The 26,124-nt window shown below is 38.4% G+C and carries 24 protein-coding genes; 12 read left to right on the top strand and 12 right to left on the bottom strand.

From position 1 onward, the window contains the following. Positions 1-22 precede the first annotated feature (22 nt). Positions 23-637: an arylesterase gene (locus ACZ5QH_RS16785; protein WP_419761918.1), complete on the bottom strand. Its 615-nt coding sequence runs from the start codon at positions 635-637 to the stop codon at positions 23-25. A 45-nt stretch (positions 638-682) separates the two neighbouring features. Here ACZ5QH_RS16785 and ACZ5QH_RS16780 point away from each other — a divergent pair, with 45 nt between their 5' ends. Both ACZ5QH_RS16780 and ACZ5QH_RS16775 read left to right on the top strand, forming a co-directional pair. Then, positions 683-1,432 carry an ABC transporter ATP-binding protein gene (locus tag ACZ5QH_RS16780; RefSeq protein ID WP_303576326.1) on the top strand — a complete coding sequence of 250 codons (750 nt, stop codon included), beginning with the start codon at positions 683-685 and terminating at the stop codon, positions 1,430-1,432. Beyond that, complete coding sequence (locus ACZ5QH_RS16775; RefSeq protein WP_303576325.1) at positions 1,432-4,026, top strand: ABC transporter permease; 2,595 nt, start codon at positions 1,432-1,434, stop codon at positions 4,024-4,026. The genes ACZ5QH_RS16780 and ACZ5QH_RS16775 overlap by 1 nt, the downstream gene beginning before the upstream one ends. Positions 4,027-4,204: 178 nt before the next feature. Here the strand turns inward: ACZ5QH_RS16775 and ACZ5QH_RS16770 are convergent, their stop codons facing one another. After that, entirely contained in the window at positions 4,205-5,014 is an 810-nt protein-coding gene (locus ACZ5QH_RS16770) for a rhomboid family intramembrane serine protease (protein WP_303576324.1), read from the bottom strand. A gap of 73 nt (positions 5,015-5,087) precedes the next feature. Between ACZ5QH_RS16770 and mtgA the strand changes: the two genes are divergently transcribed. Then, the gene (gene mtgA, locus ACZ5QH_RS16765; RefSeq protein ID WP_004717400.1) at positions 5,088-5,762 is read left to right on the top strand and encodes a monofunctional biosynthetic peptidoglycan transglycosylase; all 675 of its coding nucleotides are present in this window, start codon (positions 5,088-5,090) and stop codon (positions 5,760-5,762) included. Between the two features lie 131 nt (positions 5,763-5,893). Continuing rightward, positions 5,894-7,978, top strand: coding sequence for a polyphosphate kinase 1 (gene ppk1, locus ACZ5QH_RS16760; protein ID WP_004823258.1), 2,085 nt, complete (start codon positions 5,894-5,896; stop codon positions 7,976-7,978). A 159-nt stretch (positions 7,979-8,137) separates the two neighbouring features. Here ppk1 and ACZ5QH_RS16755 read toward each other — a convergent pair whose 3' ends face one another. The 5 genes from ACZ5QH_RS16755 to rubA all read right to left on the bottom strand — a co-directional run bounded on the left by ACZ5QH_RS16755 (position 8,138) and on the right by rubA (position 13,077). Then, positions 8,138-9,352: a TCR/Tet family MFS transporter gene (locus ACZ5QH_RS16755; RefSeq protein WP_303576322.1), complete on the bottom strand. Its 1,215-nt coding sequence runs from the start codon at positions 9,350-9,352 to the stop codon at positions 8,138-8,140. A 348-nt stretch (positions 9,353-9,700) separates the two neighbouring features. Next, positions 9,701-10,606: a LysR family transcriptional regulator OxyR gene (oxyR, locus tag ACZ5QH_RS16750; RefSeq protein ID WP_004717396.1), complete on the bottom strand. Its 906-nt coding sequence runs from the start codon at positions 10,604-10,606 to the stop codon at positions 9,701-9,703. Positions 10,607-10,619: 13 nt separating this feature from the next. Next, positions 10,620-11,558 carry an esterase EstB gene (gene estB, locus ACZ5QH_RS16745; protein WP_004823254.1) on the bottom strand — a complete coding sequence of 313 codons (939 nt, stop codon included), beginning with the start codon at positions 11,556-11,558 and terminating at the stop codon, positions 10,620-10,622. Between the two features lie 58 nt (positions 11,559-11,616). After that, complete coding sequence (locus tag ACZ5QH_RS16740; RefSeq protein ID WP_303576320.1) at positions 11,617-12,807, bottom strand: NAD(P)/FAD-dependent oxidoreductase; 1,191 nt, start codon at positions 12,805-12,807, stop codon at positions 11,617-11,619. Positions 12,808-12,912: 105 nt separating this feature from the next. Beyond that, the gene (gene rubA / locus ACZ5QH_RS16735; protein ID WP_004678010.1) at positions 12,913-13,077 is read right to left on the bottom strand and encodes a rubredoxin RubA; all 165 of its coding nucleotides are present in this window, start codon (positions 13,075-13,077) and stop codon (positions 12,913-12,915) included. 496 nt (positions 13,078-13,573) lie between these two features. Between rubA and ACZ5QH_RS16730 the strand changes: the two genes are divergently transcribed. Next, positions 13,574-14,119: an adenine phosphoribosyltransferase gene (locus ACZ5QH_RS16730; RefSeq protein ID WP_303576314.1), complete on the top strand. Its 546-nt coding sequence runs from the start codon at positions 13,574-13,576 to the stop codon at positions 14,117-14,119. Positions 14,120-14,265: 146 nt separating this feature from the next. Here ACZ5QH_RS16730 and ACZ5QH_RS16725 read toward each other — a convergent pair whose 3' ends face one another. After that, on the bottom strand, positions 14,266-14,769 hold the full coding sequence (locus tag ACZ5QH_RS16725) for a YqiA/YcfP family alpha/beta fold hydrolase (protein ID WP_004717385.1): 504 nt from the start codon (positions 14,767-14,769) through the stop codon (positions 14,266-14,268). Positions 14,770-15,090: 321 nt separating this feature from the next. Here ACZ5QH_RS16725 and ACZ5QH_RS16720 point away from each other — a divergent pair, with 321 nt between their 5' ends. After that, positions 15,091-15,534 (top strand): SRPBCC family protein, encoded by a 444-nt coding sequence (locus ACZ5QH_RS16720; RefSeq protein ID WP_151802007.1) that lies wholly within the window; start codon positions 15,091-15,093, stop codon positions 15,532-15,534. Positions 15,535-15,558: 24 nt separating this feature from the next. Here ACZ5QH_RS16720 and ACZ5QH_RS16715 read toward each other — a convergent pair whose 3' ends face one another. Continuing rightward, complete coding sequence (locus ACZ5QH_RS16715; protein WP_303576313.1) at positions 15,559-16,275, bottom strand: hypothetical protein; 717 nt, start codon at positions 16,273-16,275, stop codon at positions 15,559-15,561. Positions 16,276-16,378: 103 nt separating this feature from the next. Here ACZ5QH_RS16715 and lysS point away from each other — a divergent pair, with 103 nt between their 5' ends. Beyond that, positions 16,379-17,905 carry a lysine--tRNA ligase gene (gene lysS / locus ACZ5QH_RS16710; protein WP_303576312.1) on the top strand — a complete coding sequence of 509 codons (1,527 nt, stop codon included), beginning with the start codon at positions 16,379-16,381 and terminating at the stop codon, positions 17,903-17,905. Between the two features lie 77 nt (positions 17,906-17,982). On the opposite strand, the gene trpS is transcribed toward lysS, so the two are convergent. After that, a complete protein-coding gene (gene trpS, locus ACZ5QH_RS16705) occupies positions 17,983-18,996 on the bottom strand; it encodes a tryptophan--tRNA ligase (RefSeq protein ID WP_004717376.1) in 1,014 nt (337 codons plus the stop codon). A gap of 196 nt (positions 18,997-19,192) precedes the next feature. Between trpS and ACZ5QH_RS16700 the strand changes: the two genes are divergently transcribed. The 3 genes from ACZ5QH_RS16700 to ACZ5QH_RS16690 all read left to right on the top strand — a co-directional run bounded on the left by ACZ5QH_RS16700 (position 19,193) and on the right by ACZ5QH_RS16690 (position 22,791). Next, entirely contained in the window at positions 19,193-20,119 is a 927-nt protein-coding gene (locus ACZ5QH_RS16700) for a DUF808 domain-containing protein (RefSeq protein ID WP_034610816.1), read from the top strand. A gap of 52 nt (positions 20,120-20,171) precedes the next feature. Beyond that, complete coding sequence (gene ypfJ, locus ACZ5QH_RS16695) at positions 20,172-21,062, top strand: KPN_02809 family neutral zinc metallopeptidase (protein WP_303576310.1); 891 nt, start codon at positions 20,172-20,174, stop codon at positions 21,060-21,062. Between the two features lie 229 nt (positions 21,063-21,291). After that, complete coding sequence (locus tag ACZ5QH_RS16690) at positions 21,292-22,791, top strand: cation:proton antiporter (RefSeq protein WP_151956205.1); 1,500 nt, start codon at positions 21,292-21,294, stop codon at positions 22,789-22,791. A 123-nt stretch (positions 22,792-22,914) separates the two neighbouring features. Here the strand turns inward: ACZ5QH_RS16690 and ACZ5QH_RS16685 are convergent, their stop codons facing one another. Beyond that, a complete protein-coding gene (locus ACZ5QH_RS16685) occupies positions 22,915-23,889 on the bottom strand; it encodes an alpha/beta fold hydrolase (RefSeq protein ID WP_056518092.1) in 975 nt (324 codons plus the stop codon). Positions 23,890-24,055: 166 nt separating this feature from the next. Here ACZ5QH_RS16685 and ACZ5QH_RS16680 point away from each other — a divergent pair, with 166 nt between their 5' ends. Further along, positions 24,056-24,370, top strand: coding sequence for an MGMT family protein (locus ACZ5QH_RS16680; protein WP_096734820.1), 315 nt, complete (start codon positions 24,056-24,058; stop codon positions 24,368-24,370). Between the two features lie 48 nt (positions 24,371-24,418). Here the strand turns inward: ACZ5QH_RS16680 and ACZ5QH_RS16675 are convergent, their stop codons facing one another. Further along, a complete protein-coding gene (locus tag ACZ5QH_RS16675; RefSeq protein ID WP_303576309.1) occupies positions 24,419-24,856 on the bottom strand; it encodes a universal stress protein in 438 nt (145 codons plus the stop codon). 423 nt (positions 24,857-25,279) lie between these two features. Here ACZ5QH_RS16675 and ACZ5QH_RS16670 point away from each other — a divergent pair, with 423 nt between their 5' ends. Further along, a complete protein-coding gene (locus tag ACZ5QH_RS16670; protein ID WP_303576308.1) occupies positions 25,280-26,065 on the top strand; it encodes an enoyl-CoA hydratase-related protein in 786 nt (261 codons plus the stop codon). Positions 26,066-26,124: the final 59 nt, after the last annotated feature.

The following is a 26,124-nucleotide window of genomic DNA, read 5'->3' as shown; positions in this document are numbered from 1 at the left end:
TCATTTCGGCTTTGAGAAAAACTTAAAGCGCGCCTCGAATCAACGGATAGACATTATCGAGTAGAATTTTCTGTGCAGTTGCATTGGGATGGATCAAGTCTTTTTGCATCAAACTTTTATTGCCTGCAATTCCATTCATAAAAAACGGATGCATTTTAACTTTGTATTGTTGGCTTAGGATTTGATAATTTTTCTCAAAAGCTTGGCTATAAGCTGCACCATAATTCGGTGGAATTTTCATTCCTAATAAAATGACCGTGGCTTGGCTTTTTTGGCTTTGTTGAATTAATTGCGCAAGATTTTTTTGAATCATTTGTGGCGGTTGACCGCGTAGACCATCATTGCCACCCAACTCAATTACCACGATATCAGGTTTATGGCTTTGTAATAGTTTTGGAAAACGCGCCAACGCGCCACTGGTGGTTTCACCACTTACACTGGCATTCACCACATTATGTTGTTTGGGAAATTGTTGGTTTAAGCGTTGCTGTAGCAAGAAAACCCAGCCTTGTTGTGGGTTGATACCATAACCCGCACTTAAGCTATCACCTAAAATCATGATCGTTTTTGCAAAACTACTAACGGGCAACAGACAGATTATGCTAAAAAATAAACAATGAATTAGGTTTTTCATCATTTTCAAATTTAACAATTTTTTGATTTGCATATAAGGTACTTTATGATGTCTAAGGTTCAGGATGATTCAACTTCTCCCATCATGCCACAAGTGATAATTTCTGCACAGCAACTTACACAAAAGATAGAATTACCTCATCAAACGCTTACAATTTTTGAAAATCTAAATCTTAATATTTATACAGGTGAACAGGTCGCGATTACTGGACGTTCTGGTTCAGGAAAATCAACTTTATTGGGCATCCTTGCTACTCTCGATCAAGCCAGTGCAGGTCAACTCAGTGTTTGTGGTGAATCAATTGAGCATTTAAATGAAGAACAACGTGCGTTGATTCGACTTCAATATATTGGTTTTGTATTTCAATCTTTCCAGTTGCTCCCACATCTTTCTGCCTTAGAAAATGTGATGTTACCATTACGCTTACAGAAGAATTTTAACTATGCACACGCAGAACAAAAATCCTTAAGTTTATTGGCCAAAGTCGGTTTAGAACGACAAAGCCAGCAAACCCCGAAAGTATTGTCTGGTGGGGAGCAACAACGGGTTGCCATTGCACGAGCTTTAATTTCTGACCCCAAAATTATTTTTGCCGACGAACCTACAGGCAATTTAGATGAACATACCGCATTTGAAATTGAACAACTCTTGTTTGATTTAAATAAAGAGCTCGGTACAACTTTAGTGCTTGTCACTCACGATTCGCAATTGGCCGCACAATGCCAACGTCATTATGAATTAAAAGATGGTCAATTGATTGAACATGTGCAGACTCCTCAATCGAATGAGGTGGTGTAATGTTGACCTTGTTTAAACCCTTATTTAGGCAAAGTTTTGCCAGTTCAGGCATATATCTGCTGATTATTGCATTAAGTTTAGCCATTAGTGCGACCACCGCATTAAAGTTTAGTAATGATCAAGTCAAACAGGCAGTGACCTTACAAGCTGCCAAAATGCAAGCTGCAGATTTACAACTTAGTGATACAGATCCGATTGACCAACAATGGATCAAACAGGCTGATGATTTAAAATTAAAACAGTCCCATGTCACCATTTTTGGTTCAATGGCCTCTACGCAGGATCAGTTTGTTATGGTCAATGTGAAAGCCATTGACACAGCATTTCCCTTACGTGGTGAATTAAGGATTGCGCCAAAACAAGCCTTACAAAGTGGTGGGGTTTGGTTAAGCAAACGCGCACAAGAATTATTAAAATTAAACCTAGGCGATAGCGTTCAAATTGCCAATGGTCAGTTTAAAGTTACTGGTATCATTGAACATGATTCAAATCAAGAATTAGGCTTTTCTGCCTTTTCGCCAACCGTGATTATCTCTCAAGCAGATGTTGCAAAAACGGGTGCAATTCAAGTTGGAAGTCGAATTGAATATCGTTTGTTGATGGCAGGGGATGCGGAGTCGATTGCAACATATCAGCAATTTTTTAAGACTTTTAAAGCGCAAGAAAAGCAAAATGTGAATCCAAAGATTGCACAAAATTCGGATGCAGATTCAGCTTTAAGTGCATCAAGTGCCAATACATTGACTGAAAATCAGCCAGCAACACACTCACAAACAGATCAATCCATACAAGATCAACAAAATGCGGATAATGAATTAGATGCACAAAGTAATTTAAGACTACGTAATGCAGATGAGGGCAATTCACGCTTACTTAAACCGATTGAAAACCTCGATACTTTCTTACAATTGGCCAATATTCTGACGATTCTTTTATGTGGTTTAGCCATCGCTTTAACCAGTCAGCGTTATGTACAGCAGAACCAAGATCATATTGCGCTGATGCGTTGCATGGGTGCAACGAAACGGCAGATTTTTCAAACTTATCTTGGGTTACTGAGCGTTGTTATTTTAATCGCCATTGTCATTGGCAGTATTTTAGGACTGATTTTAGGTTATTCATTATTGCAATTGATGTTGCAGATGATTCCTAACCTAGAGTTGCAATTTTCAATGTTGCAGATGTTGGTTGGTCCTTTACCTATAGCAATCTTTACCAGTGCAATTGTATTGATTGGATTTATTTTACCGAGCTTGTGGCAACTGTTAAATACACCGCCTATTCGGGTGATACGCCAACAAGAAAAGTCGGCACGTTCAATGTTGTGGATGATGGCTACAGGTTTAGTCAGCCTGATTATTTTTAGTTTGGTCTTGACCGAAAATCTGATACTTACTGCATTGGTAATGGGTGCAGTCATTGTGTTAACAGCTTTGTTATATGCAGTGGTTTGGATGATTTTAAAGACTTTAAAATCAATGAAAAATAGGCTCTCAGCCTATATCCGAACCCCTTCGCAAACCGCATTGCAAATTACCGCTTTGGCATTGGGTTTAAGTCTGATCACGGTACTTGCTGTATTGAGAACTGATTTATTAGAGCGTTGGCAGCAACAATTGCCTGAAGGAACGCCTAACCAGTTTATTTATGGTCTACCACCATTTGAACTGGATGCTTTTAAACAACAATTGGCACAGCAACACTGGAAAAGCACACCGTTATATCCCAATGTAAAAGGGCGCTTATTGGCAAAAAATGGTCAAGCTTTTCCTGCCCAATTGGTAAAAACCAATAATTCTTTACGTCGTGAGTTAAATCTCACCCAAGCAGATCATTATCCACAAGACAATATCATTGTTGCTGGAAATGCTCAATTGACTCAAGTTGGGCAGGTGTCTGTAGAGGCCAAACTGGCTGAAGAATTGGGCATCAAAATTGGCGATCGTTTAACCTTTAGTTTGCCTGAGGGAAATTTGGACGCGCAAGTTGTGAATTTGCGTACAGTGGAATGGCAAAGCTTTAGTCCAAACTTTTTCTTTATTTTTACTCCAAAGACGTTGGATGAAAACGCAGGCAGCTACTTAGGGAGTTTTTATGTGCCGCCGAGTGAAAAAATCAAGATGGTTAATCTGATTCAGCAATTTTCCAATACGGTCTTTATTGATGTCTCTTTAATTTTTGATGAAATTAAAAACTTAGTTTCTGTGTTGGTTAAAATCATTACAGTTTTGGCAGTATTGGTGAGTTTATCTGGCTTTTTGGTGCTGATTGCTTGTATCAATTTGCTGATGGATGAACGTAAAAAAGAAGTGGCATTACTACGCTCTTTTGGTAGTTCAAAGCGCCAGTTAAAAAATATGATGAGTTTTGAAATTGGCTTTATTGGATTATTGGCAGGAATCGTTTCCTGTTTCTTTGCAGAGGTAATTAGTGCTGTTGCCAGTTATCGTATGGAAATGGTAGTGCAATTACATTGGGAAATTTGGTTGATTTTACCAATTTCGATGGCAGTGTTGTGTGCATTGATAGGGCGTTACCGATTGAGCTATTTATCTGAAATTCCACCATTGCAAAGTTTAAGGGAATTGAATTAAACCGCTTTGTTTAAGTGATTTTATCTGGCTGTTTAATTTCAGTTGAGTCTTTAAAAGACTGGTCAGCGAAGACAGTAAATTAAAAAATGGCGGCCTATAGGTCGCCATTTTTTTATGCTTTTTGAATTGGTTGTACTTTGCAATGTTTTATTTCGACATGGACAAGCTATTTTAGGGATTAAAAGTTTAATTGCTCACGCATTTGTACAATGGCTTGTTGCCAAAGTGGGCTAAGTGGTCCAACGAGATGCTGGCAATAGAGATAAACCGCATAGGTTGCTGCAATCCCCAAAAGCACAATGATAATATTGGCAGCTTTACCCATTTTGGCACGTTGTGTTGCATACCAAGCCAAAGCCATGACCGCACCCATTAACATCCCACCGATATGGGCAGCATTGTTAATTCCAGAAGCTAAAAAGCCAAAAGCTAAGTTGATCGCAAGTACCGTTAAAAGTGATCTTTTATCTAAAATGAATCTTTGATTCGGAGTAGGTGGAAACAGCGACAGGAGTGTCAGTGCACCACCAAGTCCCATCACAGCACCCGATGCACCTGCAGATACATGCGGAAAGAGTTTTTGATCAAAATTTTGCAGCAGTTCGTAGCTATTTCGAATATCCAAATAACCACTTAATAAACTTCCCATGAGTCCAGCAAGGATATAAAGTCCAAGGAAATAAAACTTTCCTAAAGTTTTTTCAGCAACATCACCAAAAATATACAGTGCCCACATGTTCATCATTAGATGCAGTATACCGAAGTGAAAAAACATACTACTGAATAAGCGATATGGTTCCTCTAAGAAGGTTAAAGGTGCATAATCAGCACCCCAATGCAACGCGTCCAACGTTGTCGGGTCAGTAATATTGACACCTGATAAGACTTGGATGGCAAATAAACCGACATTGATGACAATCAGCAATAAGGTTATTTTACCAATAGAATTGGGTTGGCTATAAGTTGAAAGATCTTGATATTTAGACATGCTATTGCTTAGCTTTTTATAGATAGATTCAGCTTAACATGAAACGTCAGAATTTTCGGAGTAAGCGGCTGACATGAAAGCTTTTATTGTTCGTGCTTTGTTAATTGTGGTCAGTATTTTGATCATGATTCAGCTATGGATTTTCTCAAGTTTAATTTATTGGCGTACTCATGATGTAGAAACCACCATGTTTATGCGTTGGACATATTTGTCTGATTTTGAGCCGATTCAACATCAATGGCGTGACTATGACAAGATCAGTGATAACTTTAAACATGCAATTGTCGCGGCCGAAGATGCCAAATTTCTCGATCATCATGGTTTCGACTGGGATGGTATTGAAAATGCACTACAACGTAATCTTAAAAAAGACAAAGTAGTCGCCGGTGGTTCAACGATCTCTCAACAATTGGCTAAAAATTTATTCTTCTATAATCGTCGCTCATTTATTCGCAAAGGTCAGGAAGCGATTGCCACTACCATGATGGAGCGGATGTGGACGAAACAGCGCATTTTAGAAGTCTATATGAACTCTGTTGAATTTGGAGATCATATCTATGGTGTTGAAGCAGCATCACAACATTACTTTTCTAAGAGCGCGGCAAGTTTAAGTCGTGAGCAGGCCGCATTTTTAGCAGTGATTTTAACCAATCCGAAGTATTATCAAAAAAATCGTGATGATTCTAAGCTTCAATACCGTAAGCGTTTGGTTTTGAAGTATATGCGTTATACCCGTATTCCAGATTGACGCTAAATAAATGAATTTAAAAAAGCACAAATTGATGTGCTTTTTTTATGAAGCGATGCTTTTTTTATGAAATTGTCACAAATTTGAAGCATACTAGAATTAAGACATTTTTTTTGATGCAGGTTTATTGCATGAATACCGCAGTGACGACAACAACGCCTACAGAATATTCTTATAATGAACGATATATAAATCGTGAGCTTTCAATTTTAGATTTCCATTTACGTGTTTTAGAGCAAGCCGTTGATCCTTTACATCCCTTGCTTGAACGTATGAATTTCTTATTGATCTTTTCTCGTAATATGGATGAATTTTTTGAAATCCGTGTTGCAGGAATGATGGAGCAATTAACTTTAGGGAATGAAAGTCGTTCACCAGATGGTTTGACGCCAAAACAAGTTTTAGACCAAATCTCTAAAACTGCACATGAAGCGATTGAGCGTCAGTACCGTATCCTCAATGAGGAAATTTTTCCTAAGTTACGTGAAGAAGACATTTGCTTTTTACGTCGTGGCGAGTTAACGCCTGCACAATCTGTGTGGATTAAAAAATATTTCCAAGAACAAGTTGCACCAGTGCTTACTCCGATTAGCCTTGATCCGGCACATCCATTCCCACGATTGGTCAATAAAAGCTTAAACTTTATTGTGACTCTAGAAGGGAAAGACGCATTTGGTCGACAAATTGATTTAGCAGTTGTACCAGCGCCACGTTCGCTTCCGCGTGTGGTGCGTTTACCTGATGAGCTTACAGGCGGCAAAGAACATTTTGTGATGTTGTCTGCGATTATTCATGAGCATGTATCGGATTTGTTCCCAGGGATGACAGCTACAGGTTGTTATCAGTTCCGTGTTACACGTAATGCAGATTTGGCACTGAATGAAGATGTAGAAGACTTAGCCAAAGCGTTGAAAGGTGAATTGAGTTCACGTCGTTTTGGTCGTGCAGTACGTTTAGAAGTGACAGAAAACTGTCCAAAACATATTTATGAATATTTGCTTGAAGAATTTGATCTAGAACAAGAACAACTTTATAAAGTGGATGGGCCGGTAAATCTGGCACGTCTTGTGTCAAATTTTAAACGTCCACATATGCGTTATGACTCGCATGTGCCGGCGATTCCAAAAGTATTGAAAAAGTCTGAAAATATTTTTTCAGCAATGCAAAAACAAGACATTCTTTTACATCATCCATTTGAATCATTTGCACCAGTTATTAACTTGTTGCGTGAAGCTGCACGTGATCCCCAAGTGTTAGCCATCAAACAAACCTTATATCGTAGTGGTGCTGACTCTGAAATTGTTCAGGTACTTGCAGAAGCGGCACGTAATGGTAAAGAAGTCACCGCTGTGATTGAGTTACGGGCGCGTTTTGATGAAGAATCGAATATCGCCGTTGCCAATGTATTACAAGAAGCAGGCGCTGTTGTAGTTTATGGCATCGTGGGCTATAAAACCCATGCCAAAATGATCTTGGTGGTACGCCGTGAGAATAATAAGTTAGTACGTTATGTGCATTTGGGTACGGGTAATTACCATGCAACGAATGCACGTATCTATACCGATTATGGACTGCTCACTACAGATAAAGAGCTTTGCGAAGATGTACATCGTATTTTCCAAGAATTGACCGGTATGGGCAAAATGGCGAAGTTAAAAAAACTGTTACATGCGCCGTTTACGCTACATGCTCAGTTAATTGCTTTTATTGATGATGAAATTGCCAATGCCAAAGCGGGTAAACCTGCGCAAATTATTGTTAAGGTTAACGCGTTAACTGAAGTTCAATTGATCAATAAATTATATGAAGCTTCGCAAGCAGGGGTGCAAATTGATCTGATTATTCGTTCAATTTGCTGTTTACGTCCTGGGTTGCCAAACCTGTCTGAAAATATTCGAGTACGTTCAATTGTCGGGCGTTTCTTAGAACATACCCGTGTTTATTATTTCGGAAATAATGGCAATCCACGTATTTACTGTTCAAGTGCAGACTGGATGGATCGTAATTTATTTAATCGTGTAGAAGTGTGTTTTCCGATCGAAGATCCAGCATTAAAAAAACGCATTTACCAGCAAGGTTTAGTCAACTACTTAAAAGACAATATCCGCGCTTGGCTGTTGCAAGGCGATGGTACTTGGACTCGTGTGCAACCTAAAGAAGGCGAGGCAATTTACAATGCACAACAAACTTTGCTTGAGCACTTTGTAAATGGTTAAGCCAAGATAATTTGATTGTCTTAAGCCCGATTAAAATTAATCGGGCTTTTTTGTATCAATCAATCGGATTTTAATGAAATTGAATGACTTGGTTGCTATAGATTTAAGTTTTTTAAATCAGAAACTAACGCTTCTAAAAAGCATTGACGTTCTTAAATACTAGGATGATTTAAGCTGTTGTGGTTTTAAACTCGATAAAACAGCAGGTAATGCAATTAAATAAATCATCGCGACAACCAACCATATAGCGCCAGTCCATCGTGTTTGGAAATGAAAGTAAAGTGTAGAAAACAACAATGGGGCAATAATCGAGGCCAGACTTATGGTTGATGCGATAACACCTTGAAACTGTCCTTGCTGTGCAGCTGGGATTTTTTGTGAAACAATAGCTTGTAGTGCAGGAGTGCCGATACTTCCTAGGGCAAAGATCGGCATGATTGCAAAAATGATCCAAGCGTGTTGGGTAAAAGCCATGATGATTAATGCCATACATATACATGCCAGACCGATCAGCACGGTATTTCTTTCACCAAAATATCGGACGGCATGTTGCGGTATAAATGACTGAACCAGTACTTGGCATAAACCAAAAGTGCCTAAAGAAAGACCAACCCAAAATGTATTCCATTTAAAGGTATCGTGTCCCCAAAGTGCCCAGCAGACACCATAAGCTTCACCGCAGGCGCTAAACAGAAAAAATATCAGCAAAATCGGTAATATACCTTTTTGAGCAAGGATAAAACCAAAACTTTTCAAGGGATTTATTTTTAAACTCGAACGTTGCGAAATAGAAGCTTGAGGGGGGACTAGGAGTGGATTGTTGCTTCGGGATTCAGGGAGTAGCCCGAATGCGATAAGCAAGTTAACGGTTGTTAAAATTGCCGCAACGAAAAAAGGTAGCCGTAACCAATACCCGCCCAATAATCCACCGAGTATAGGACCGATAATAAATCCAATACCAAACATGGCACTCATTAAACCGAAGTATTTTGCTCGATTTTCTTCTGACGTGGTATCAACGATATAGGCTGAAGCCACGGGCATATTGGCACTACTTATTCCAGCAATGATCCGTCCAATGAACAGCAAGATAAGAGAGGGTGAGCAAGCAAGAAACAAATAGTTGATTGCAGAACCCGCAAGGGAAATCAGCAGAACAGGTCTTCGACCGATACGGTCACTCAAAGCACCTAAGATCGGGGAGAAAATAAATTGCATAAGCGCATACAGGCTTAGGAAAACCCCCATTAACAAGGCAACATTATGCTGATGGCTCAGGTCTTTCAGTAGTGAGGGAAGCAGAGGGAATACGATGCCAATGCCAATTGCATCTAAGACAATCGTTGAAAAAATAATATATAAAGGTCGGTTCATACGCGTCCTATCGAAAATTCAGGCACAGAAAACTGTGGAAACCTGTTAACGATGCTTGAAAGATTCAAGCCCTGTGGAACGCTGACCAATGCGAAGAATTGGATATGTGTCGACGAGATGGATGCATGCTTTTAAAAAACAAGCTGAGGATAGGTCGATTTTTCGCGATTTTTATCGTAACAATACATACAAAAATAAGCGATTATTTTTGCACTGGTCAAATATTATCATGCTTGATCCAGTAAAAACAAGATCGTTTTAATTTTGCTTATGCTGATGTGATCTATAGGCTTTTTAGATATTCAATAAAAAAGGAGTCAATCATGACTCCTTTTTAGTATTGGAAAATTAACGTAAATTTGGCGTGATTTTTTGAAGAATTTGTACCAACACATCAAATTCACTTTGTAGTGGTGTACTTTTACGTGTAACTAAAGCCAAAGTGCGTGATGGTGCATTCTCAATAGGTTTAACCACAATCTGATCATTGTTTTTCAGCATATGTGCATGAATTGCAATCTCAGGAAGCAGTGTATAGCCTAAGTTTGAACTGACCATTTCCACTAAAGTTGGCAATGAGCTTGCTTTTAAACGGTGATCATTTTTACGCTCACCGATTGGGCAAACACTTAAGGTATGATCACGTAGGCAATGACCTTCTTCAAGGAGCATAAGATGAGAAAGATCTAAATCATCTAAGCTTCTTGCATTCATCGCATTTTGATCTGCTTTATTGCAGACTAAGAATAAATCTTCTTTCGCAATTTCAGCAACTTTCAAACCACGTGTGTCGAATGGTAAAGCCAGCATGATCACATCTAGATTGCCATGCTCAAGTTTTTCAACAATTTTTTCACTTTGTGCTTCATGCAGATGCAACTGAATTTTTGGAAGTTGTTTATGCACTTCTTCCAAAAGCTGCGACAAAATGAAAGGGGCGATGGTTGGAATAATCCCTAAATGCAAATCACCAGTTAACGGTTCACTCATTTCTCGACTTAACCGCATCAAGTCCTGAGCATCGGCGAGTAGAACACGGGCTCGGGCAACAACTTGCTCACCTAGAGGAGTTAAACGTACGTTTTGGCGATCACGTTCTACGAGTACGCCACCCAATAAACGTTCTAACTCCATGATTCCACCAGATAAAGTAGATTGAGTTACAAACGAACGGCGCGCTGCTTCAGTGAAGTGCAGCGTCTCAGACAATGTCACTAAATATGACAACTGTCTTAGGGATGGTAATGCAGCCATAGTGTCCTAATGCTTATGATTTAAAATGATGTGCAAATAACCCGCTAAGTTGAGGAACAAAATGCGGTGGGATATCATGCCCCATTCCCTCAATTAATTCAAATTTAGCGCCTGAAATTGCTTTAGCAACAGCCTTACCATGACTTGGAGGTAGTAACCGATCTTTAGAGCCATGTAACACTAAAGTTGGCTTTTTGATCTGCTTATCCAATTTAAGTAAGGAACCTGTACATAATATTGCTAAAAACTGTTGAAGTACACCCGCTGGATGATAACTACGACGATATAATTTACGTGCAGTTTGAATTGCTTCAACTTGGTTGATATAACCAGGTGAACCAATCATATGAAAAACCTTCAAGGAATGATTCACAATTCCTTCTTCATCACGTGATTCAGGTTTACCAATGAGACTAAAGAGTTGTTTTGGAAATGGTGGAGGTAGCAAAGGTTGATTATTACTGGTAAAGAGTAAGCCGACTTTATCAATTTTCTCAGGATATTTTGCAGCTAAAATTTGAGAAATCATACCACCCATTGAAGCACCCAAAATATGTGGTTTTTCAATACCTAAACGATCAATCAATAATGCAACATCATCCGCCATATCAAATAAGTTATAAGGCGCGCCGTCATTCGGTAAGCCCAAAGCAAAGCGACCCATCAGCTTATAAGAGTTTAAACGTGGACCTTGGTGGCGAATTTTTGAAGATAAGCCAATATCACGATTATCAAAGCGGATCACATGAAAGCCTTGATCAATCAGTGATTTACAAAAAAAATCAGGCCAAAATAACATTTGCGCACCCAAACCCATAATCAACAGAATGGTCGGGTGTTGTGGATTTCCACCAGTTTCAACATGAAGCTGAATACCATTACCTAAATCGACTTTGGTTTCATTCATGAACGATGCATAAGGTGAAACTTGAAATTGAAGTGCGCTATTCATTGTTATTTTCCTAAGCAAGGATATTCTTTGATTAAAAAATATCCTTACTATTAAAACCTTAAACGGATGCAGGAATCAAGTCTGGAACCAGTTTTGTTAATGTTAAACGCTGTTTTCCAGCAGTTGCACCTAACAATACAAAACCACGTAAGGTACCTTCAGCATCTGTTGCTTTAGATAACATTCCATCTTCAAACTCTTCATTCTCCCATGTAACATCTACATCAATTGGAGCAGGAAGTACAGTCAAAGGTGCAGCTGGGGTTTTCACTGCGACTGGCATTGCAGGGTAGTGCACAGTGGTGGTTTGTCCACTCAAGGTTTTGGCCAATGCACGCGCTTGTTGCATGATTGGCATGACAAATGGCAAAAGTGTTCCATTCACTTCGGCACAGTCACCGATGGCAAAAATATCTGCTTGACTGGTTTCGAGCAAGGTATTGGTAATCACACCACGACTGGTGTTGATTTCTGTAGCTTTAGCCAAGGCAATATTAGGTTGTAAGCCAATCGCAGAAAGCACAACATCCGCGAGCAAGGACTGACCACTGGCCAATGAAACGATATAACCACGCTCAGATTTAGAAACTTTTTCTACAGTGGTGCCCAAGGCAAATTTAATTCCTGATTGTTCAAGATTGTCTTTAAACGCTTGTGCAACATGATTAGGCAGTAAACGCCCTAACGGCTGTGGTGCTAAGTCGATCACCGTAACCTGATGCCCAGTATTTTGTAAGTCATTGGCAAATTCACAACCAATTAAGCCTGCACCTAAAATCACCACACGCTTGTTGCCACATTCACCCGTGCTGCAATTGTCTAAAGTTTCACGGAATGCACGATAGTCAATCAGTGAGTTAACCACATGAATATCATCACTTCCGTCACCAGCAATCGCTAATCGAATCGGATTTGCGCCCACGGCGAGAATAAGTTTTGAGTAGCCTTGAGTTGAAGATTGTTCATCTTTTTCAAGGGTTAATTCATGTTTCTCTGCATCAATACTTTTAACCCATGTTTCTTTTTCAATCCGCATGTTCAGTTGGCTACTCATCTTTTCAGCATCGCCTAAACCAATTTGTTCAGGTGCTTTTTTCCCAACCAATGCATTAGATAGGGTAGGTTTTGCATAATTCACCGCATCATCTGCGCAAATCATCACCAATTCCTGTTCGGTGTTTAACTTACGAAATTCTCTTGCAAGGGTATAACCCGCCATGCCAGAACCTATGATGATGATCGGTTGCATATCTTTCTCCATACCTGTTTCAAATTTAGAGGTGAATTGAATAATTTTGTATTGTTGAAAATAAATGTAAAAAAGACCATGTAAACATGGTCTTTACGCAATATCTTAGATTTCTACCATTTCAAAGTCTGCTTTAGAAACACCGCAGTCTGGGCATGTCCAGTCATCAGGAATGTCTTCCCACTTGGTACCTGCTGCGATGCCATCTTGTGGCCAACCTTCTGCTTCGTCATAAATCCAACCACAAACGATGCATTGATATTTCTTCATCTGATTCTCCGATATCTGACAGATGCATTGTTTTTTCTGTCAGTAAAATTCCTTCTGCTGCTTGACTCAAATAATATGCAAATAAAATGTGTACATATTCCTCTAAATTCTTACGCAGTTCTGTATCTAAAGTAAAGTAAATATCGGAGTTTATCTAACTAATCTTAAAGCTGAATGGCAGCTCAGGACAAAAGCGATGTTTATTATGCCAACTTTGTCAGACAATTTTAATTACAATCCTGTCATAACAAGGGATGAACGCTGATATAAAAGTTTAAAAATATTTGAATTTAGACAAAGGTCTAGATGAATATTTTAGCCAAAAATATTAAGCTAAAATTAGCCTATTCTATAGCCATCATTTTGTGTGAAAATGGACTTAATAAATTCAACAACTTAGCGTGGTCTTAATATTGAATAGATAGCGAGCTGCTGTCAATTTTGGCTAATAAACGTTAAAATTCACGTATTATTTATCTTTTTTAAATCTCCCCCCATGATGAACATGTCTACTGCTTTGTGGTCAAGTATTCGTACTGTCCAAAACTTCCCAAAATCAGGTATTTGTTTTTATGATTTAACCCCATTGTTTATGAACAATCTTGTGGAGTTAACCGATGCCTTGATTGCAAGTATTCCTGTAGAGCAATTGGATGCCGTGGATAGTTTTGTTGCAGTTGAAGCACGAGGTTTCGTTTTAGCCAGCTTATTGGCACAACGTACGGGCAAAGGCTTATTATTGGTTCGTAAAGCAGGTAAGTTGCCACCTCCAGTAGTTGGTGTGGGCTATAGCTTAGAATATGGTTTAGATCGCTTGGAAATGTCAGCGGATATCGCAGCACAAAAAGTGATTATTGTAGATGATGTATTGGCTACAGGTGGTACTTTAAAAGCTGTCAATCAATTGATGCATAAATGCCAACATACGGTATTGGGTGCAAGTATTTTTCTTGATCTGCCTGATTTACATCAAGATCTTGGTTTAAAGATTTGGTCAGTGCTCGATGAGCATTCCAAGCCAGTTGAAAAAGCGGTTGCTTAAAGGCAATAACAGGTTAAGTTTTCGGGCTACCTGCTTGTGATTAAATACTTAAATCATTTGTTTGTCTGTCTTGTCGTGAAAAAAGCCTTGTAAATACAAGGCTTTTTTAGTTAGAGAGCGGCGAACTGTATTTTGAAGATTTTATTTCAAGCAATAAAGGTTTGTTCCATATATTCAATTAAATGATTTAGGTTTTCAGGTTGGACTAAACGATGGTGTCCACCTTCAACAGCTTCAATCTGCATATATGACTCTAATTGCTCAAGCACTTTATACATATCTAAAACCTCATCACCCAGTTCCAGATAAGCAATTTGTGGAATGTCATGGTCTAAATCATGTTCATCAATCGCTGCATAGTCTTCACGGAAATCTGGATTTAAGCTCGGATTGGCAAGGATTGCAGGAATTCGATGTTGCTGTGACATTTTTAATGCCCAATAGCCCCCTAAACTATGACCTACCAGTAAATCGGGTTTAATCTTTTCGATAATATCGTGATAAAAACACTCAACCGTTTTGTAGTTAAGATTACGATAATCCACGTTAATACAATATTTTTTTTCAGCATTGATGGCATGGAATTTTGTCGATTCTTTAGATGAATCTAGTCCATGTAAAAATAAGATTTTAGAATGAATACTCTTCATTGTTATCGTTTTCATATGGTCTTTCTTTATTGAGCAAAGGTAGAAATTGAACAAAGCTAGAAAAAGTTATCAATGGATTTAAAATTTTCCATTTAACTATTTTTATATTCAAATATTCTACTTAGCTGCACTTTTTTAAAAACTTAGATTTTGGTCTAAGAGTGTTGTGTAACAGATCAATATGCTTGTTATTTATTGTTTAACATATTGAATGTTTAGGTTTAAATTTTTTAGGTGATGGATTTTTATTAACAAAAATTAATCATTCTGGGTTTTTATTGTACTAAGCTATAGATTGGATCAATAAAATAAGAGAAAGAAATGATGACTTTAAGCTATGACATTGTCATTCAAGCGAATGCACAAACAGTATGGAATATCCTGTGGGATACGCATACTTATTCCAAATGGACCCAACCGTTTTCGGAAACTTCGCGAATGCAGTCTGACTGGAAAATTGGCGGGGAAACCTTATTTCAGGATGCCAGTGGTAATGGTATGGTCGCCACCATTGTAGAGTTGGAGCAGTTTAAAAAAGTGGTATTTAAACATTTGGGTGTTTTGAAAAATGGTGTTTTAGATTCAACAAGTGAAGATGTTCAAAGTTGGAGTGGCTCTTTAGAAAAATATTTCTTAAATGAACAGGGTGCAACAACCACATTATCTGCTGAAATAGAAACCTCTGAGGAATATAAGGACATGATGGATCGTGCTTTCCAGCAAGGGTTTGCCATAGTCAAATCATTGGCTGAACAAAACCATTAAGAAACTTAGCACTTTCATTATTGTTTAATGGCATTGAATAATCAGGGGTTGTTCAATAGAAAATGATTTTGCCACACCATTTTCATTACGTGGTTGGAAGCGAATTTTTTCTAGTAAAGGTTGCAGTATCGACTTCATTTGTTCGTGAATTAAAGGGGTGTAACGGATATTTAGGATTTGCCCTTGTGTATCTACCAAAAATTTTGCTGAGAGCGAGATATTACCTTGTTGATCAAATTTAATTTTATTCTGAGGTGGTGTCTTACTTTGATCACAAAAGGGTTCTAAAGCGCTTTGTACTTGTGAAAAGTTGGGTTTTATGGCGTATTGGACGCGGGCTGGAAATTTAATAAACAGAATGTATTTCCCATAATAATATTTTATTTTTGCGATGTTTTGTTCATCAACATTGAGGGTTTTATTTTTAAAATCATTACTGACTTGTGGTAATTGATCCAGAGTAAGTTTTTTTGCCAGTTCTAAAGCCCTTAAATTGAGTGCTTTTTGAGTGGGGTGAGGATTCATTAATTTGACTTGGCTTTGCAGACTGGTTCGATTTGGAACGATTTCTAATTGCCAAATATAATCTTGATTATTGAGATTGGTGCTTTCAATTTTTATAGGAAGATCTTTTTGAGTATTGCTCATAACAACGATTTGCTCGGCATCAACCACAGTTGAAAACCACAAAACATTGAAAAGAATGATACTTTGGGCGAATCCTTGCCAGTATTTATTCATGATTTTTAATTTTTACATGGTTCGTAGAGTTATATTCATACGCATTATGTTGTAAATCTGCTATGCTATGCAACTTCCGTTTTTTAATATAATCGAGGCAGAGATGACGCAACATAACGCTCAATCGACTTCTGAACAACACATTTCCGAAAACGATTTAATTGCACAGCGTCATGCCAAGTTAAAGCAAATTCAAGATCACGCCAAGGAAACCGGTGTTAGCCCATGGCCAAACACATTTAAGCGTGAACATTATGCGCAAGATCTACAAGAACAATTTGCAGATCAATCTAAAGAACAAATTGAAGCAGGCGAGCAAGTTCACGTATCTGTAGCGGGTCGTGTGATGCTGAACCGTGGTTCATTCATCGTGATTCAAGACATGACCGGCCGTATTCAATTGTATGTGCCACGTAAAGAGCTTGCACCTGAAGTTCTAGAAACTGTGAAAAGTCTAGATCTTGGCGATATTATTGCTGTTCAAGGTTATATCGGTCGTTCTGGCAAAGGTGATTTATATGTTCATATTGAACATTTTGAATTGTTGACGAAATCGCTTCGTCCACTTCCAGACAAGTTCCATGGTTTGAATGACACAGAAGTAAAATACCGTAAACGTTATTTAGACTTAATTGTGAATGAAGAAACACGTAAAACTTTTGAAATTCGTGCAAAAGTTGTGTCAGGTATTCGCAACTATCTCATCAATGAACGTTTTATGGAAGTTGAAACTCCGATGATGCATGTGATTCCAGGTGGTGCGTCAGCGCGTCCATTTGAAACACACCATAATGCATTAGATATGCCATTATTCTTGCGTATTGCACCTGAGCTTTACTTAAAACGTTTGGTTGTTGGTGGTTTTGAGCGTGTATTTGAAATTAACCGTAACTTCCGTAACGAAGGTGTTTCAACGCGTCATAACCCAGAATTCACCATGATTGAATTCTATCAAGCTTATGCTGATTACAAAGATCTCATGGCTTTGACAGAGGGTATGCTTGAAAAATTAGCAATCGACATCTTGGGTTCAACAGATGTTCCTTATGGTGAAGAAGTGTATAGCTTCAAAGGTCCATTTAAGAAAATCTCGATGTTTGATGCGATTCTTGAGTATAATCCAAATTTCACTGCTGAAAATGTTTCGGATCGTGAATTCTTGGCAACATTTATTCGTGAAGAGTTAAAAGAGCAAGTTAAGCCAGGTTTTGGTTTAGGTCGACTACAAACCATCGTATTTGAAGAAACTGTTGAAACTCAATTACGTCAGCCGACATTCATTACTGAATATCCTGCGGAAACTTCGCCGTTAGCACGCCGAAATGATGATAATCCACATATCACTGACCGTTTCGAATTCTTTATCGGTGGTCGTGAGTTGGCAAATGGTTTCTCGGAATTAAATGATCCAATTGACCAAGCTGAACGCTTCCAAGCGCAAGTTGCTGAAAAAGATGCGGGCGATGATGAAGCAATGCATTTCGATGCTGACTTTATTGAAGCATTAGAATACGGTTTACCTCCTACAGCAGGTGAAGGTATTGGTATCGATCGTTTGGTGATGTTATTTGCCAATGCAGCAAGTATCCGCGATGTGATCTTATTCCCACATATGCGTCATAAAAATTAATTTATGATGTTATAAAAGATGTTGTAAAAAAAGCCACTGAATTCAGTGGCTTTTTTTGCTTAGACAATCAGCACATTTTAGAAATGAAATACGCCTAAACCATTTTTGATTTCATCTAAAGTATCTTGAGTGATGATACGGCATTTTTCCGTACCAGTTTTTAAGATATCCATGATGTAATCTGGATCTTTGGCAAGTTCCATACGACGTTCACGGATTGGTGTAATCAACTCTTTTAACACACCTTCAAGACGTTTTTTCACAGTACCATCGCCTAAACCACCACGACGATAATGCGCTTTAAGTTCTTCAACTTCTTCTTTATTTGGATCAAAAGCATCTAAATAAGTAAAGACAATATTTCCTTCAACCTGACCTGGATCTTCAATACGCAGATGGTTTGGATCGGTATACATTGCATTGACTGCTTTTTTGATGTCTTTATCTGTTGCATCTAACACGATGGTATTGCCCAATGATTTCGACATTTTGGCTTTACCATCAAAGCCAGGTAAACGGCTCATATTGGATAAAAGCGCTTTACACTCAGGTAAAACTTCTTGTCCAATTTGACGGTTTAAACGACGAACAATTTCATTGGTCTGTTCGATCATTGGAATTTGGTCTTCACCAACTGGCACGACAGTGGCTTTAAATGCAGTAATATCGGCAGCTTGTGCAACAGGGTAGCAAAGAAAACCTGCTGGAATATCACGCTCAAAACCCCGTAATTGAATTTCAGCTTTGATGGTTGGGTTACGTTCTAAACGAGAAACCGTCACAAAGTTTAAATACAACATGGTGAGTTCATTCAACGCGGGTAAGCAAGATTGAACACAGATTGTGGTTTTTGTTGGGTCAATGCCGACTGCTAAATAGTCTGTTGCTACTTCAAGAATATTACGACGAACTTTTTCAAAGTTATCCGCATTATCTGTTAAAGCTTGAGCATCTGCGAGAAGGAGGTGTTGATGATGAGAATCTTGTAAGCCTACTCGTGAGCGCAAAGAACCTACAAAATGTCCCAAATGTAGTTGTCCAGTAGGACGGTCGCCTGTCAAAATCACAGGACGATTATCTTGATTCGTCATTATCGCTTCCAAAGTCTTTGTATAGACAGTCGTGTTTTATGAATGGGCACTATTGTACGAGATAATTTATTTTAATGTCAGCGAAAAATGGTGTAGAACCAATTTTTATCAATAAATGTGAAAATCTACAAAATTTTATATAGAAAAATGAATTTTCACTTTAAAATGACAGGATAACTAAAATTTTGGATAAAAAATGGCAAGTAGTCTATTAATATTATTAGATGATATCGCAGCGGTGCTCGATGATGTTGCAGTCATGAGTAAAATGGCGGCTAAAAAAACTGCGGGTGTTTTAGGTGATGATTTAGCACTGAATGCACAACAAGTGAGTGGTGTAAGAGCAGAGCGTGAGCTTCCTGTGGTATGGGGTGTCGCGAAAGGCTCCTTTATCAATAAATTAATTTTAGTGCCTTTGGCTTTGCTGATCAGTGTGGTTGCACCGTGGTTGATTAATCCATTGTTAATGATTGGTGGTTTGTTTCTTTGCTATGAAGGCGTTGAAAAAGTTCTACATAGTTTACAGCATAAAAAAGCCAAAACAGGTGAGGCTGCACAAGAAGAATTACAACAAATCGAAACTGATTTAGCCACATTTGAAAAGGATAAAATTAAAGGTGCGATACGCACAGACTTTATTCTTTCTGCTGAAATAGTGGTGATTTCTTTAGGCACTGTTGCGACGGCAGCATTTGGTACCAAAGTGATGGTGCTATCTGTCATTGCAATTTTAATGACGGTCGGTGTTTATGGCTTTGTCGCCATGATTGTAAAGATTGATGATTTAGGTTTGTATTTAACCCAACAAGCATCAAATGTTAAACAAAGCATTGGCCGTGGTTTATTGGTATTTGCACCAAAGTTAATGAAAACCTTAACGATTGTCGGAACCATCGCAATGTTCCTTGTCGGTGGGGGGATCATCACCCATGCTGTATCAACTTTGCATCATTGGTCAGAAGAAGCCGTTGATCATATTCAACATATTCCAACTGTTGGTAGTGTTATTGGTGCATTAACACCAACGTTAATCAATTTACTGATTGGTATCGTCGCAGGTTTAGCCGTGGTATTGGTTGTTGGACTTATTCAAAAAGTTCGTGGTCAATCCACAACAGCCTAAATGCAAAGCACATCCTAAACGATAGCCAATTTAAAATAAAAAGGACCGATCTATGCGTTGGAAAGGACGTAGAGAAAGTGATAATGTCGAAGATCGCCGTGGCGGTGGGGGCGTAAAAGCAGGTGGAATTAGTATCCTGGGCTTAATCGTCGCTTTTGTTGCATGGAAATTCTTTGGTGTTGACCCACAGCAAGCCTATCAAGCGACCAAACAGGTGACTTCGGCTGGAGCAAGTCAAAATTCTGCACCCACCAATTTAACCTCTGAACAGCAGGAAACGGCATCTTTTGTTAAAACCGTTTTGGCAGATACCGAAGATACTTGGAAACCGATTTTCCAACAACAAGGTGTACAGTACGTTTCACCTAAACTGGTAATGTTTAGTGGTGCGATACAATCAGGCTGTGGTACGGCTCAATCTGCAATGGGGCCATTTTATTGCCCAGCAGATCAAAAAGTGTATATCGATACCCAATTCTTTAAAGATATGCGCCAACAGATGGGCATCTCTGGGGAAAAAAATCAATCTGAGCTTTCAGCTAAAGATGAAGCGGGTGATTTTGCACAAGCCTATGTAATTGCGCATGAAGTTGGGCACCATGTACAAAACTTATTGGGAATATCGTCTCAGGTTCAACAAGCACGCCAGCGTGCCAGTGAAACTCAGGGCAATCAACTTTCAGTACGTTTAGAATTACAAGCGGATTGTTTGGCTGGGGTTTGGGCCAATCGTACACAACAACGCACGCAGTTTTTAGAACAGGGTGATATTGAAGAGGCGATGGATGCTGCTGAAAAAATTGGTGATGACTACTTGCAGAAAAAAGCACGTGGTTATGCGGTACCAGACAGCTTTACGCATGGCACCAGTCAGCAACGTATGCAATGGTTTAACATCGGTATGAACTCTGGTGATATCAATGCGTGTGATACCTTTAAATAGACAGCTATAGATTGTTGGGTTAAAGAAGAGAACATCATGTTCTCTTTTTTTTCTCAATCAATTTTTTTAAAGCGCTTTTTATGTTAAAAAATATAACCAGTAATCATCATATTTCAGTTTTTTTTGTACAATTATCTAGATTGTTAAATGGTCTCTTATTTTATATTTTATAAAAAAATGATTGAGTGTTTGATGTGCATTTAAATTAAAAATCTAAAACAGGTTTCGGATGGGTAACTATTTCTTTCTTCAGGTCTTTACAGTCATTTTTGCGCTTTCTATCGCGACTACAATTTTTAATAAGCGAATATTAGGTTTCCCTCAAGCCATTGGTGTTCCCATTGTTTCAGCAATTTTTGTCTTTATTTTGCAATGGGGTGCCAGCTTACTCAATGGCAATCAATTTATCTCGATTAATATTCATAATATTGAAGAAGCTGTACGGCATGTCGATTTTTATGATTTTTTAGTCAATGGTGTCATTTGCTTCATTCTGACCTCTTCAGCACTTAAATTTAAGGTTTCAGATTTAAAAGTTTATTGGAAGCCGATCAGTATCTTGGCAACAATTGCCTTACTGCTCTGTGCTGTATTTTTTGCAGGATTGGTGTTTGGTTTCCAATTCTTGATTGGCAATCCCGTTCCAATTTTAGTTCTGTTGTTACTGGGTTCTGCCTTAGGTGCGACAGACCCGATTGGGATCAAAGGCGTGCTTAGTTCAGTACGTGCACCGCATCATCTGATTGTTAAGTTGGAAGGTGAGTCCTTATTTAATGACGCAATGTGTATCGCAGTCTTCATGACTTTATTAAATGTTCTTGAAGGAGAGCATTTTAGTTTAATGGCAACGCTACAAACTTTCTTATATGAGATTGTGGTTGCAGTGATTATTGGCTGGGCTTTTGGTCTGGGAATCTTGCGTTTATTACGTGGTAAACACGAGATGGAGTCTTTGATTCTTACCACTGCATTATTGGCATGTGGTTCTTATCTGGTTGCATTATTTGCCCATGCATCCGCTCCGATTGCCTGTGTGATTGGCGGTTTAATTGTCGGTAATAAATGGAAAGAAATTTTACAGGATCGTGAAATTCGTGAGGTCAATCATTTTTGGCATACGGTAGAAGGGATTATTAATTCTTTTCTCTTTACCTTGATTGGTCTAGAAATCTTTATTTTAGATTTAAGCACAAGTTTGATTCTTGGAGGTATTTTTGCTTTCTTTGCCTTGCATCTCTCTCGTTTTGCTGCAAATTTCTTAGCTTTTGCATTTTTCCCATCATTCCGCAAAAAAAGCTATAACGGTAGTCTGGCTATTCTTTCTTGGGGAGGGGTTCGTGGAGGGATTTCACTTGCACTGATTCTTGCTGTGGCAAACGTCCCTGAGTTACGTGACTACAGTAGTATTCTAATTGGTTATACCTTTATCAGTGTATTACTTTCAGGTGTCGTCTGTGGTTTGGGTTTACCTGCAGTCATGAATGCCTTTTATTACAATCCAAATGAAGAAACCCAAGGTTTCAAAGGTTGGTATCAGCGCATGTGCAATAAAATGAACCGTAAAGGCATCAAATATATTGTGGGTGAAGATAATGAAGGGCATGAAACCATCACCATTTATAACCCAGAAGCGTTGGTTGACAAGAAAGCTGCAGATGGTGTGGCCTCTGTACATCATCCTGAAAAAGCGCAGGAAATGAAGCGATTGGAAAATCCTGGTAACTTCTAAATGCAGCGCATTCAGCCAAATGAATAATTAAGGTATAAAATTAAGATGCTAAAACTTCAATATTCTTAAACGGTTGTCGCAATAAAAAAGCCAGTAACAATACTGGCTTTTTTATTGGAGTTGTTATTTTGCGTTTTTGCCTAAGAAATCGAGGTAAGGTTTAATCAAAAGTTGCTCTTGTTCTAAAATCGGTAAATGTCCGACTCCTTTTAGAATGATTGGCTCTTGTGCATTTTTCAATAAGCCTTTGAGTTCAGCCGCAGCTTCAACATTGATAATTTGGTCTTTATCTCCCCATGCAATCAATACCGGCTGGTCAATCGAACGTGCTGCAATGGCAAAAGAATCTGGGGTAAATAATTTAGACATCACAATCAGTTGCTCAACCAATTTGGTGGTGTTTGCCGATTGGCTGATCATCAATTTCTCTTGAGCATCTTTTAATTCTTTAGGAATGAAAGGCGGTAGACTGGTGGCAATTTTCATTAAACGATCAAAATCGCCAGGTTTGCTGACAATCATATTACGTAAAGTTGTCGGATCTTTTAAATAAGGAGTATTGGCAGATTTAAATACACCTGCACTATCAATTAAAAATAAAGATTTGGTATCAACAGGGTATTGTGCTGCGTAAAGTAAGGAAATCGAACCACCCATTGAGTGACCAGCGACATTTAAGCCATTGTCTACTTTAATGGCTTCAGCAAAACGGCGTAACTTTTCAGTGAGATTGGGCAATGAATAATCAAAATCGTTAGGGACTTTACTGTCACCTTGACCAGGAAGATCAGGAATAATCACATGGTAATAAGGCGTTAAGTAACGTGCCACACGATTCCAGTTGTCACGACTTCCAGCTAGGCCATGAACGAGCATAATGGTAGGTTTGCCAGCTGGTCCGCCTTCACTATAGGCCCAATCAATATCACCGACTTTTACACGTTTGGTTTCCATGCCCGCCCATGCACGTTCTTGCTGAAGCACACTTTGAATGTCAATCGCTGGAGCAGCATAGCTTGTGGTCGATAAGCCTACTGTTACCACAGAACCCATTGCCAATGCCGTCGATAAAATCAGTTTGTTGAAGATTCCTTTCATCTTTGAATACTCTTGTTGTTGTATTTGAGGTACGATTTAAGATTAGATTATGTACAGTCAAATTACATTTGCCTAAAATGTTGAAAGCCTATTTTCAAAGTCAATTTAACGCTGTTTGCCAAGATGATTATGAAGATTATTTTTTATTACTTGATTGATCTAAAAAATGTCAAATCATGAACTCGCTCAGATGATTTTAAATGTCATCATACAAATTCCCCAAGGTAAAGTTGCCAGTTATGGTCAAGTTGCCAAATATGCAGGCTTACCCAAACATGCACGGTTGGTTGGGCGTGTATTAGGACAGTTACCTGAAGATCATGATATCCCTTGGTATCGCGTGGTTAATTCACAAGGGCGAATCAGCTTAAAAAAGCTGGATGAAAAGGGAATGTGTATTCAGACTGCAAAGTTATTGGCTGAGGATGTTGTGGTTATTGATGGCAAAATAAATCTAAAAAAATATCAATGGGCACCTTAGTTCCTCACTATAAAGATAGTGAGGAATCTTTAAAACAAATGGTGAAAATTATTTAATTACTAAAACAGGGATTTGTAATTCAGTTAATAAGCTTTGCGCTACGCTACCCATAATGATTTTTTTCAGTCCGGTACGACCATGTGAACTGAGGATGACCAAATCAATTTTTAAATCTTGCACAGCTTGATTTAAGGTATGTGCAATATTTTCACCTTCGAGTAAACGTGCTTCAACGTGCACACCTTCTGCAGCAAATTGATCTTTTGCCACATTGATATTGGATTGAATAAATTCACGAGCACGCTCAATCAGCATATTGCTTTGACCATGCGCCAAATATTCTGATGCAATATAAGGGTCTAAAGTCATCACCTGTACAACTGTGATTTTACTGTTAAATGCTTTGGCAAATTCAACCGCATGTTTCACAACAGATAATGAAGTTTCTGAACCATCAACAGGAACGAGGATATTTTGATAAGCCATGTCTATTTTCCTTATTTTACCGAAAAGCTGAGTTGAATATTTATTACAATTCTAAGTCTATAGAGTCATCATAACGTGAATATGAGATGAATAAAACTGAGTAAATGTGTAGGGATAATTCATATAAATATCATAAATTTAATTAAAAGCATTGGCATCAAGTTACATCGTTTTTTTGCTTGCAAATGCAGCTGAATAAAAAGATAAATCAATCAATAAAATAAAGATCGAGAGCAATCAAGCATGATCAAAAACAAGCTTTAAATTGTTTAAACAAAAGCCATACACAATTGAGAAAATATAGAGGCTGAATGAAACAATTGGCAAATGGTAAATCCAGTTCTTCCTTTAAAATGTTTTAAATATACATACTGAAAATAATAGGACATTACAATTTAAACCATGGATTAAAAGGAAAAGACAATGGAATATCAAACAATTATAGTCGAAGAAAAAAATGCAGTTGGATATTTGAGCTTAAATCAGCCTGAACAATTCAATAGCTTTACACCGCAAATGTGCCTTGAAATTGTAGAGGTCTTAACACAATGGAAAGATGATACCGAAATCCGCATTATTGTGATTGCTGCGATTGGAAAAGCATTTTGCGCAGGTCAGGCGATAAACCCAGATTTATTTGATGGCGGTGCTATAGACTTGGGTTTGGTCTTGGAAAAATACTTTAATCCCTTATTAGCGCTCATCAATACACTACCAAAAGTGATTATCTGTGCTGTAAATGGCGTTGCAGCTGGTGCGGGAGCGAGCCTGGTCTTGTTATGTGATATCGTGATTGCGGCAAAGTCTGCAAGCTTTTCACAAATTTTTAGCAAAATTGGCTTAATTCCAGGCTGTGGTGCAACTTGGTTATTGCCGCGTATGATCGGCTTTGCCAAAGCCAAAGCGTTGATGCTGACTGCCGAAAAAATCAGTGCAGATGAAGCGGAACGATTGGGAATGATTTATAAAGTGGTAGAAGATGATCAGTTACAGATAGAGGTTGTTACTTTAGCCGAGTATTTGGCAACCCAAGCCAGCCTGAGTTTTGCCTTGATTAAACAAGCGATGCGGGTCAGCATGCAAAATGATTTTACCAGCCAAGTTAAAGTTGAGCAGGATTTGCAAAGACAGGCAGGGCAGTCAGCAGATTTTTTAGAAGGTGTTCGCGCTTTTTTAATGAAAGATAAGCCAAATTTTAAAGGACGATAAATAACGATGTTTATCCATAAGATGCAATCGATCAAGACATTAAAATGGATGATGTACGC

This window comes from Acinetobacter sp. Ac8, assembly GCF_055392545.1.
Note: the sequence above shows the minus strand (reverse complement) of the source record. Positions and strands in the feature narration are given on the sequence as shown.

Bases quoted from the DNA above. Each gene is read 5' to 3' on its own strand.
- ACZ5QH_RS16785 (WP_419761918.1), bottom strand. From the start codon at position 637: ATGATGAAAAACCTAATTCATTGTTTATTTTTTAGCATAATCTGTCTG.
- ACZ5QH_RS16780 (WP_303576326.1), top strand. From the start codon at position 683: ATGTCTAAGGTTCAGGATGATTCAACTTCTCCCATCATGCCACAAGTG.
- ACZ5QH_RS16775 (WP_303576325.1), top strand. From the start codon at position 1,432: ATGTTGACCTTGTTTAAACCCTTATTTAGGCAAAGTTTTGCCAGTTCA.
- ACZ5QH_RS16770 (WP_303576324.1), bottom strand. From the start codon at position 5,014: ATGTCTAAATATCAAGATCTTTCAACTTATAGCCAACCCAATTCTATT.
- mtgA (WP_004717400.1), top strand. From the start codon at position 5,088: ATGAAAGCTTTTATTGTTCGTGCTTTGTTAATTGTGGTCAGTATTTTG.
- ppk1 (WP_004823258.1), top strand. From the start codon at position 5,894: ATGAATACCGCAGTGACGACAACAACGCCTACAGAATATTCTTATAAT.
- ACZ5QH_RS16755 (WP_303576322.1), bottom strand. From the start codon at position 9,352: ATGAACCGACCTTTATATATTATTTTTTCAACGATTGTCTTAGATGCA.
- oxyR (WP_004717396.1), bottom strand. From the start codon at position 10,606: ATGGCTGCATTACCATCCCTAAGACAGTTGTCATATTTAGTGACATTG.
- estB (WP_004823254.1), bottom strand. From the start codon at position 11,558: ATGAATAGCGCACTTCAATTTCAAGTTTCACCTTATGCATCGTTCATG.
- ACZ5QH_RS16740 (WP_303576320.1), bottom strand. From the start codon at position 12,807: ATGCAACCGATCATCATCATAGGTTCTGGCATGGCGGGTTATACCCTT.
- rubA (WP_004678010.1), bottom strand. From the start codon at position 13,077: ATGAAGAAATATCAATGCATCGTTTGTGGTTGGATTTATGACGAAGCA.
- ACZ5QH_RS16730 (WP_303576314.1), top strand. From the start codon at position 13,574: ATGATGAACATGTCTACTGCTTTGTGGTCAAGTATTCGTACTGTCCAA.
- ACZ5QH_RS16725 (WP_004717385.1), bottom strand. From the start codon at position 14,769: ATGAAGAGTATTCATTCTAAAATCTTATTTTTACATGGACTAGATTCA.
- ACZ5QH_RS16720 (WP_151802007.1), top strand. From the start codon at position 15,091: ATGATGACTTTAAGCTATGACATTGTCATTCAAGCGAATGCACAAACA.
- ACZ5QH_RS16715 (WP_303576313.1), bottom strand. From the start codon at position 16,275: ATGAATAAATACTGGCAAGGATTCGCCCAAAGTATCATTCTTTTCAAT.
- lysS (WP_303576312.1), top strand. From the start codon at position 16,379: ATGACGCAACATAACGCTCAATCGACTTCTGAACAACACATTTCCGAA.
- trpS (WP_004717376.1), bottom strand. From the start codon at position 18,996: ATGACGAATCAAGATAATCGTCCTGTGATTTTGACAGGCGACCGTCCT.
- ACZ5QH_RS16700 (WP_034610816.1), top strand. From the start codon at position 19,193: ATGGCAAGTAGTCTATTAATATTATTAGATGATATCGCAGCGGTGCTC.
- ypfJ (WP_303576310.1), top strand. From the start codon at position 20,172: ATGCGTTGGAAAGGACGTAGAGAAAGTGATAATGTCGAAGATCGCCGT.
- ACZ5QH_RS16690 (WP_151956205.1), top strand. From the start codon at position 21,292: ATGGGTAACTATTTCTTTCTTCAGGTCTTTACAGTCATTTTTGCGCTT.
- ACZ5QH_RS16685 (WP_056518092.1), bottom strand. From the start codon at position 23,889: ATGAAAGGAATCTTCAACAAACTGATTTTATCGACGGCATTGGCAATG.
- ACZ5QH_RS16680 (WP_096734820.1), top strand. From the start codon at position 24,056: ATGTCAAATCATGAACTCGCTCAGATGATTTTAAATGTCATCATACAA.
- ACZ5QH_RS16675 (WP_303576309.1), bottom strand. From the start codon at position 24,856: ATGGCTTATCAAAATATCCTCGTTCCTGTTGATGGTTCAGAAACTTCA.
- ACZ5QH_RS16670 (WP_303576308.1), top strand. From the start codon at position 25,280: ATGGAATATCAAACAATTATAGTCGAAGAAAAAAATGCAGTTGGATAT.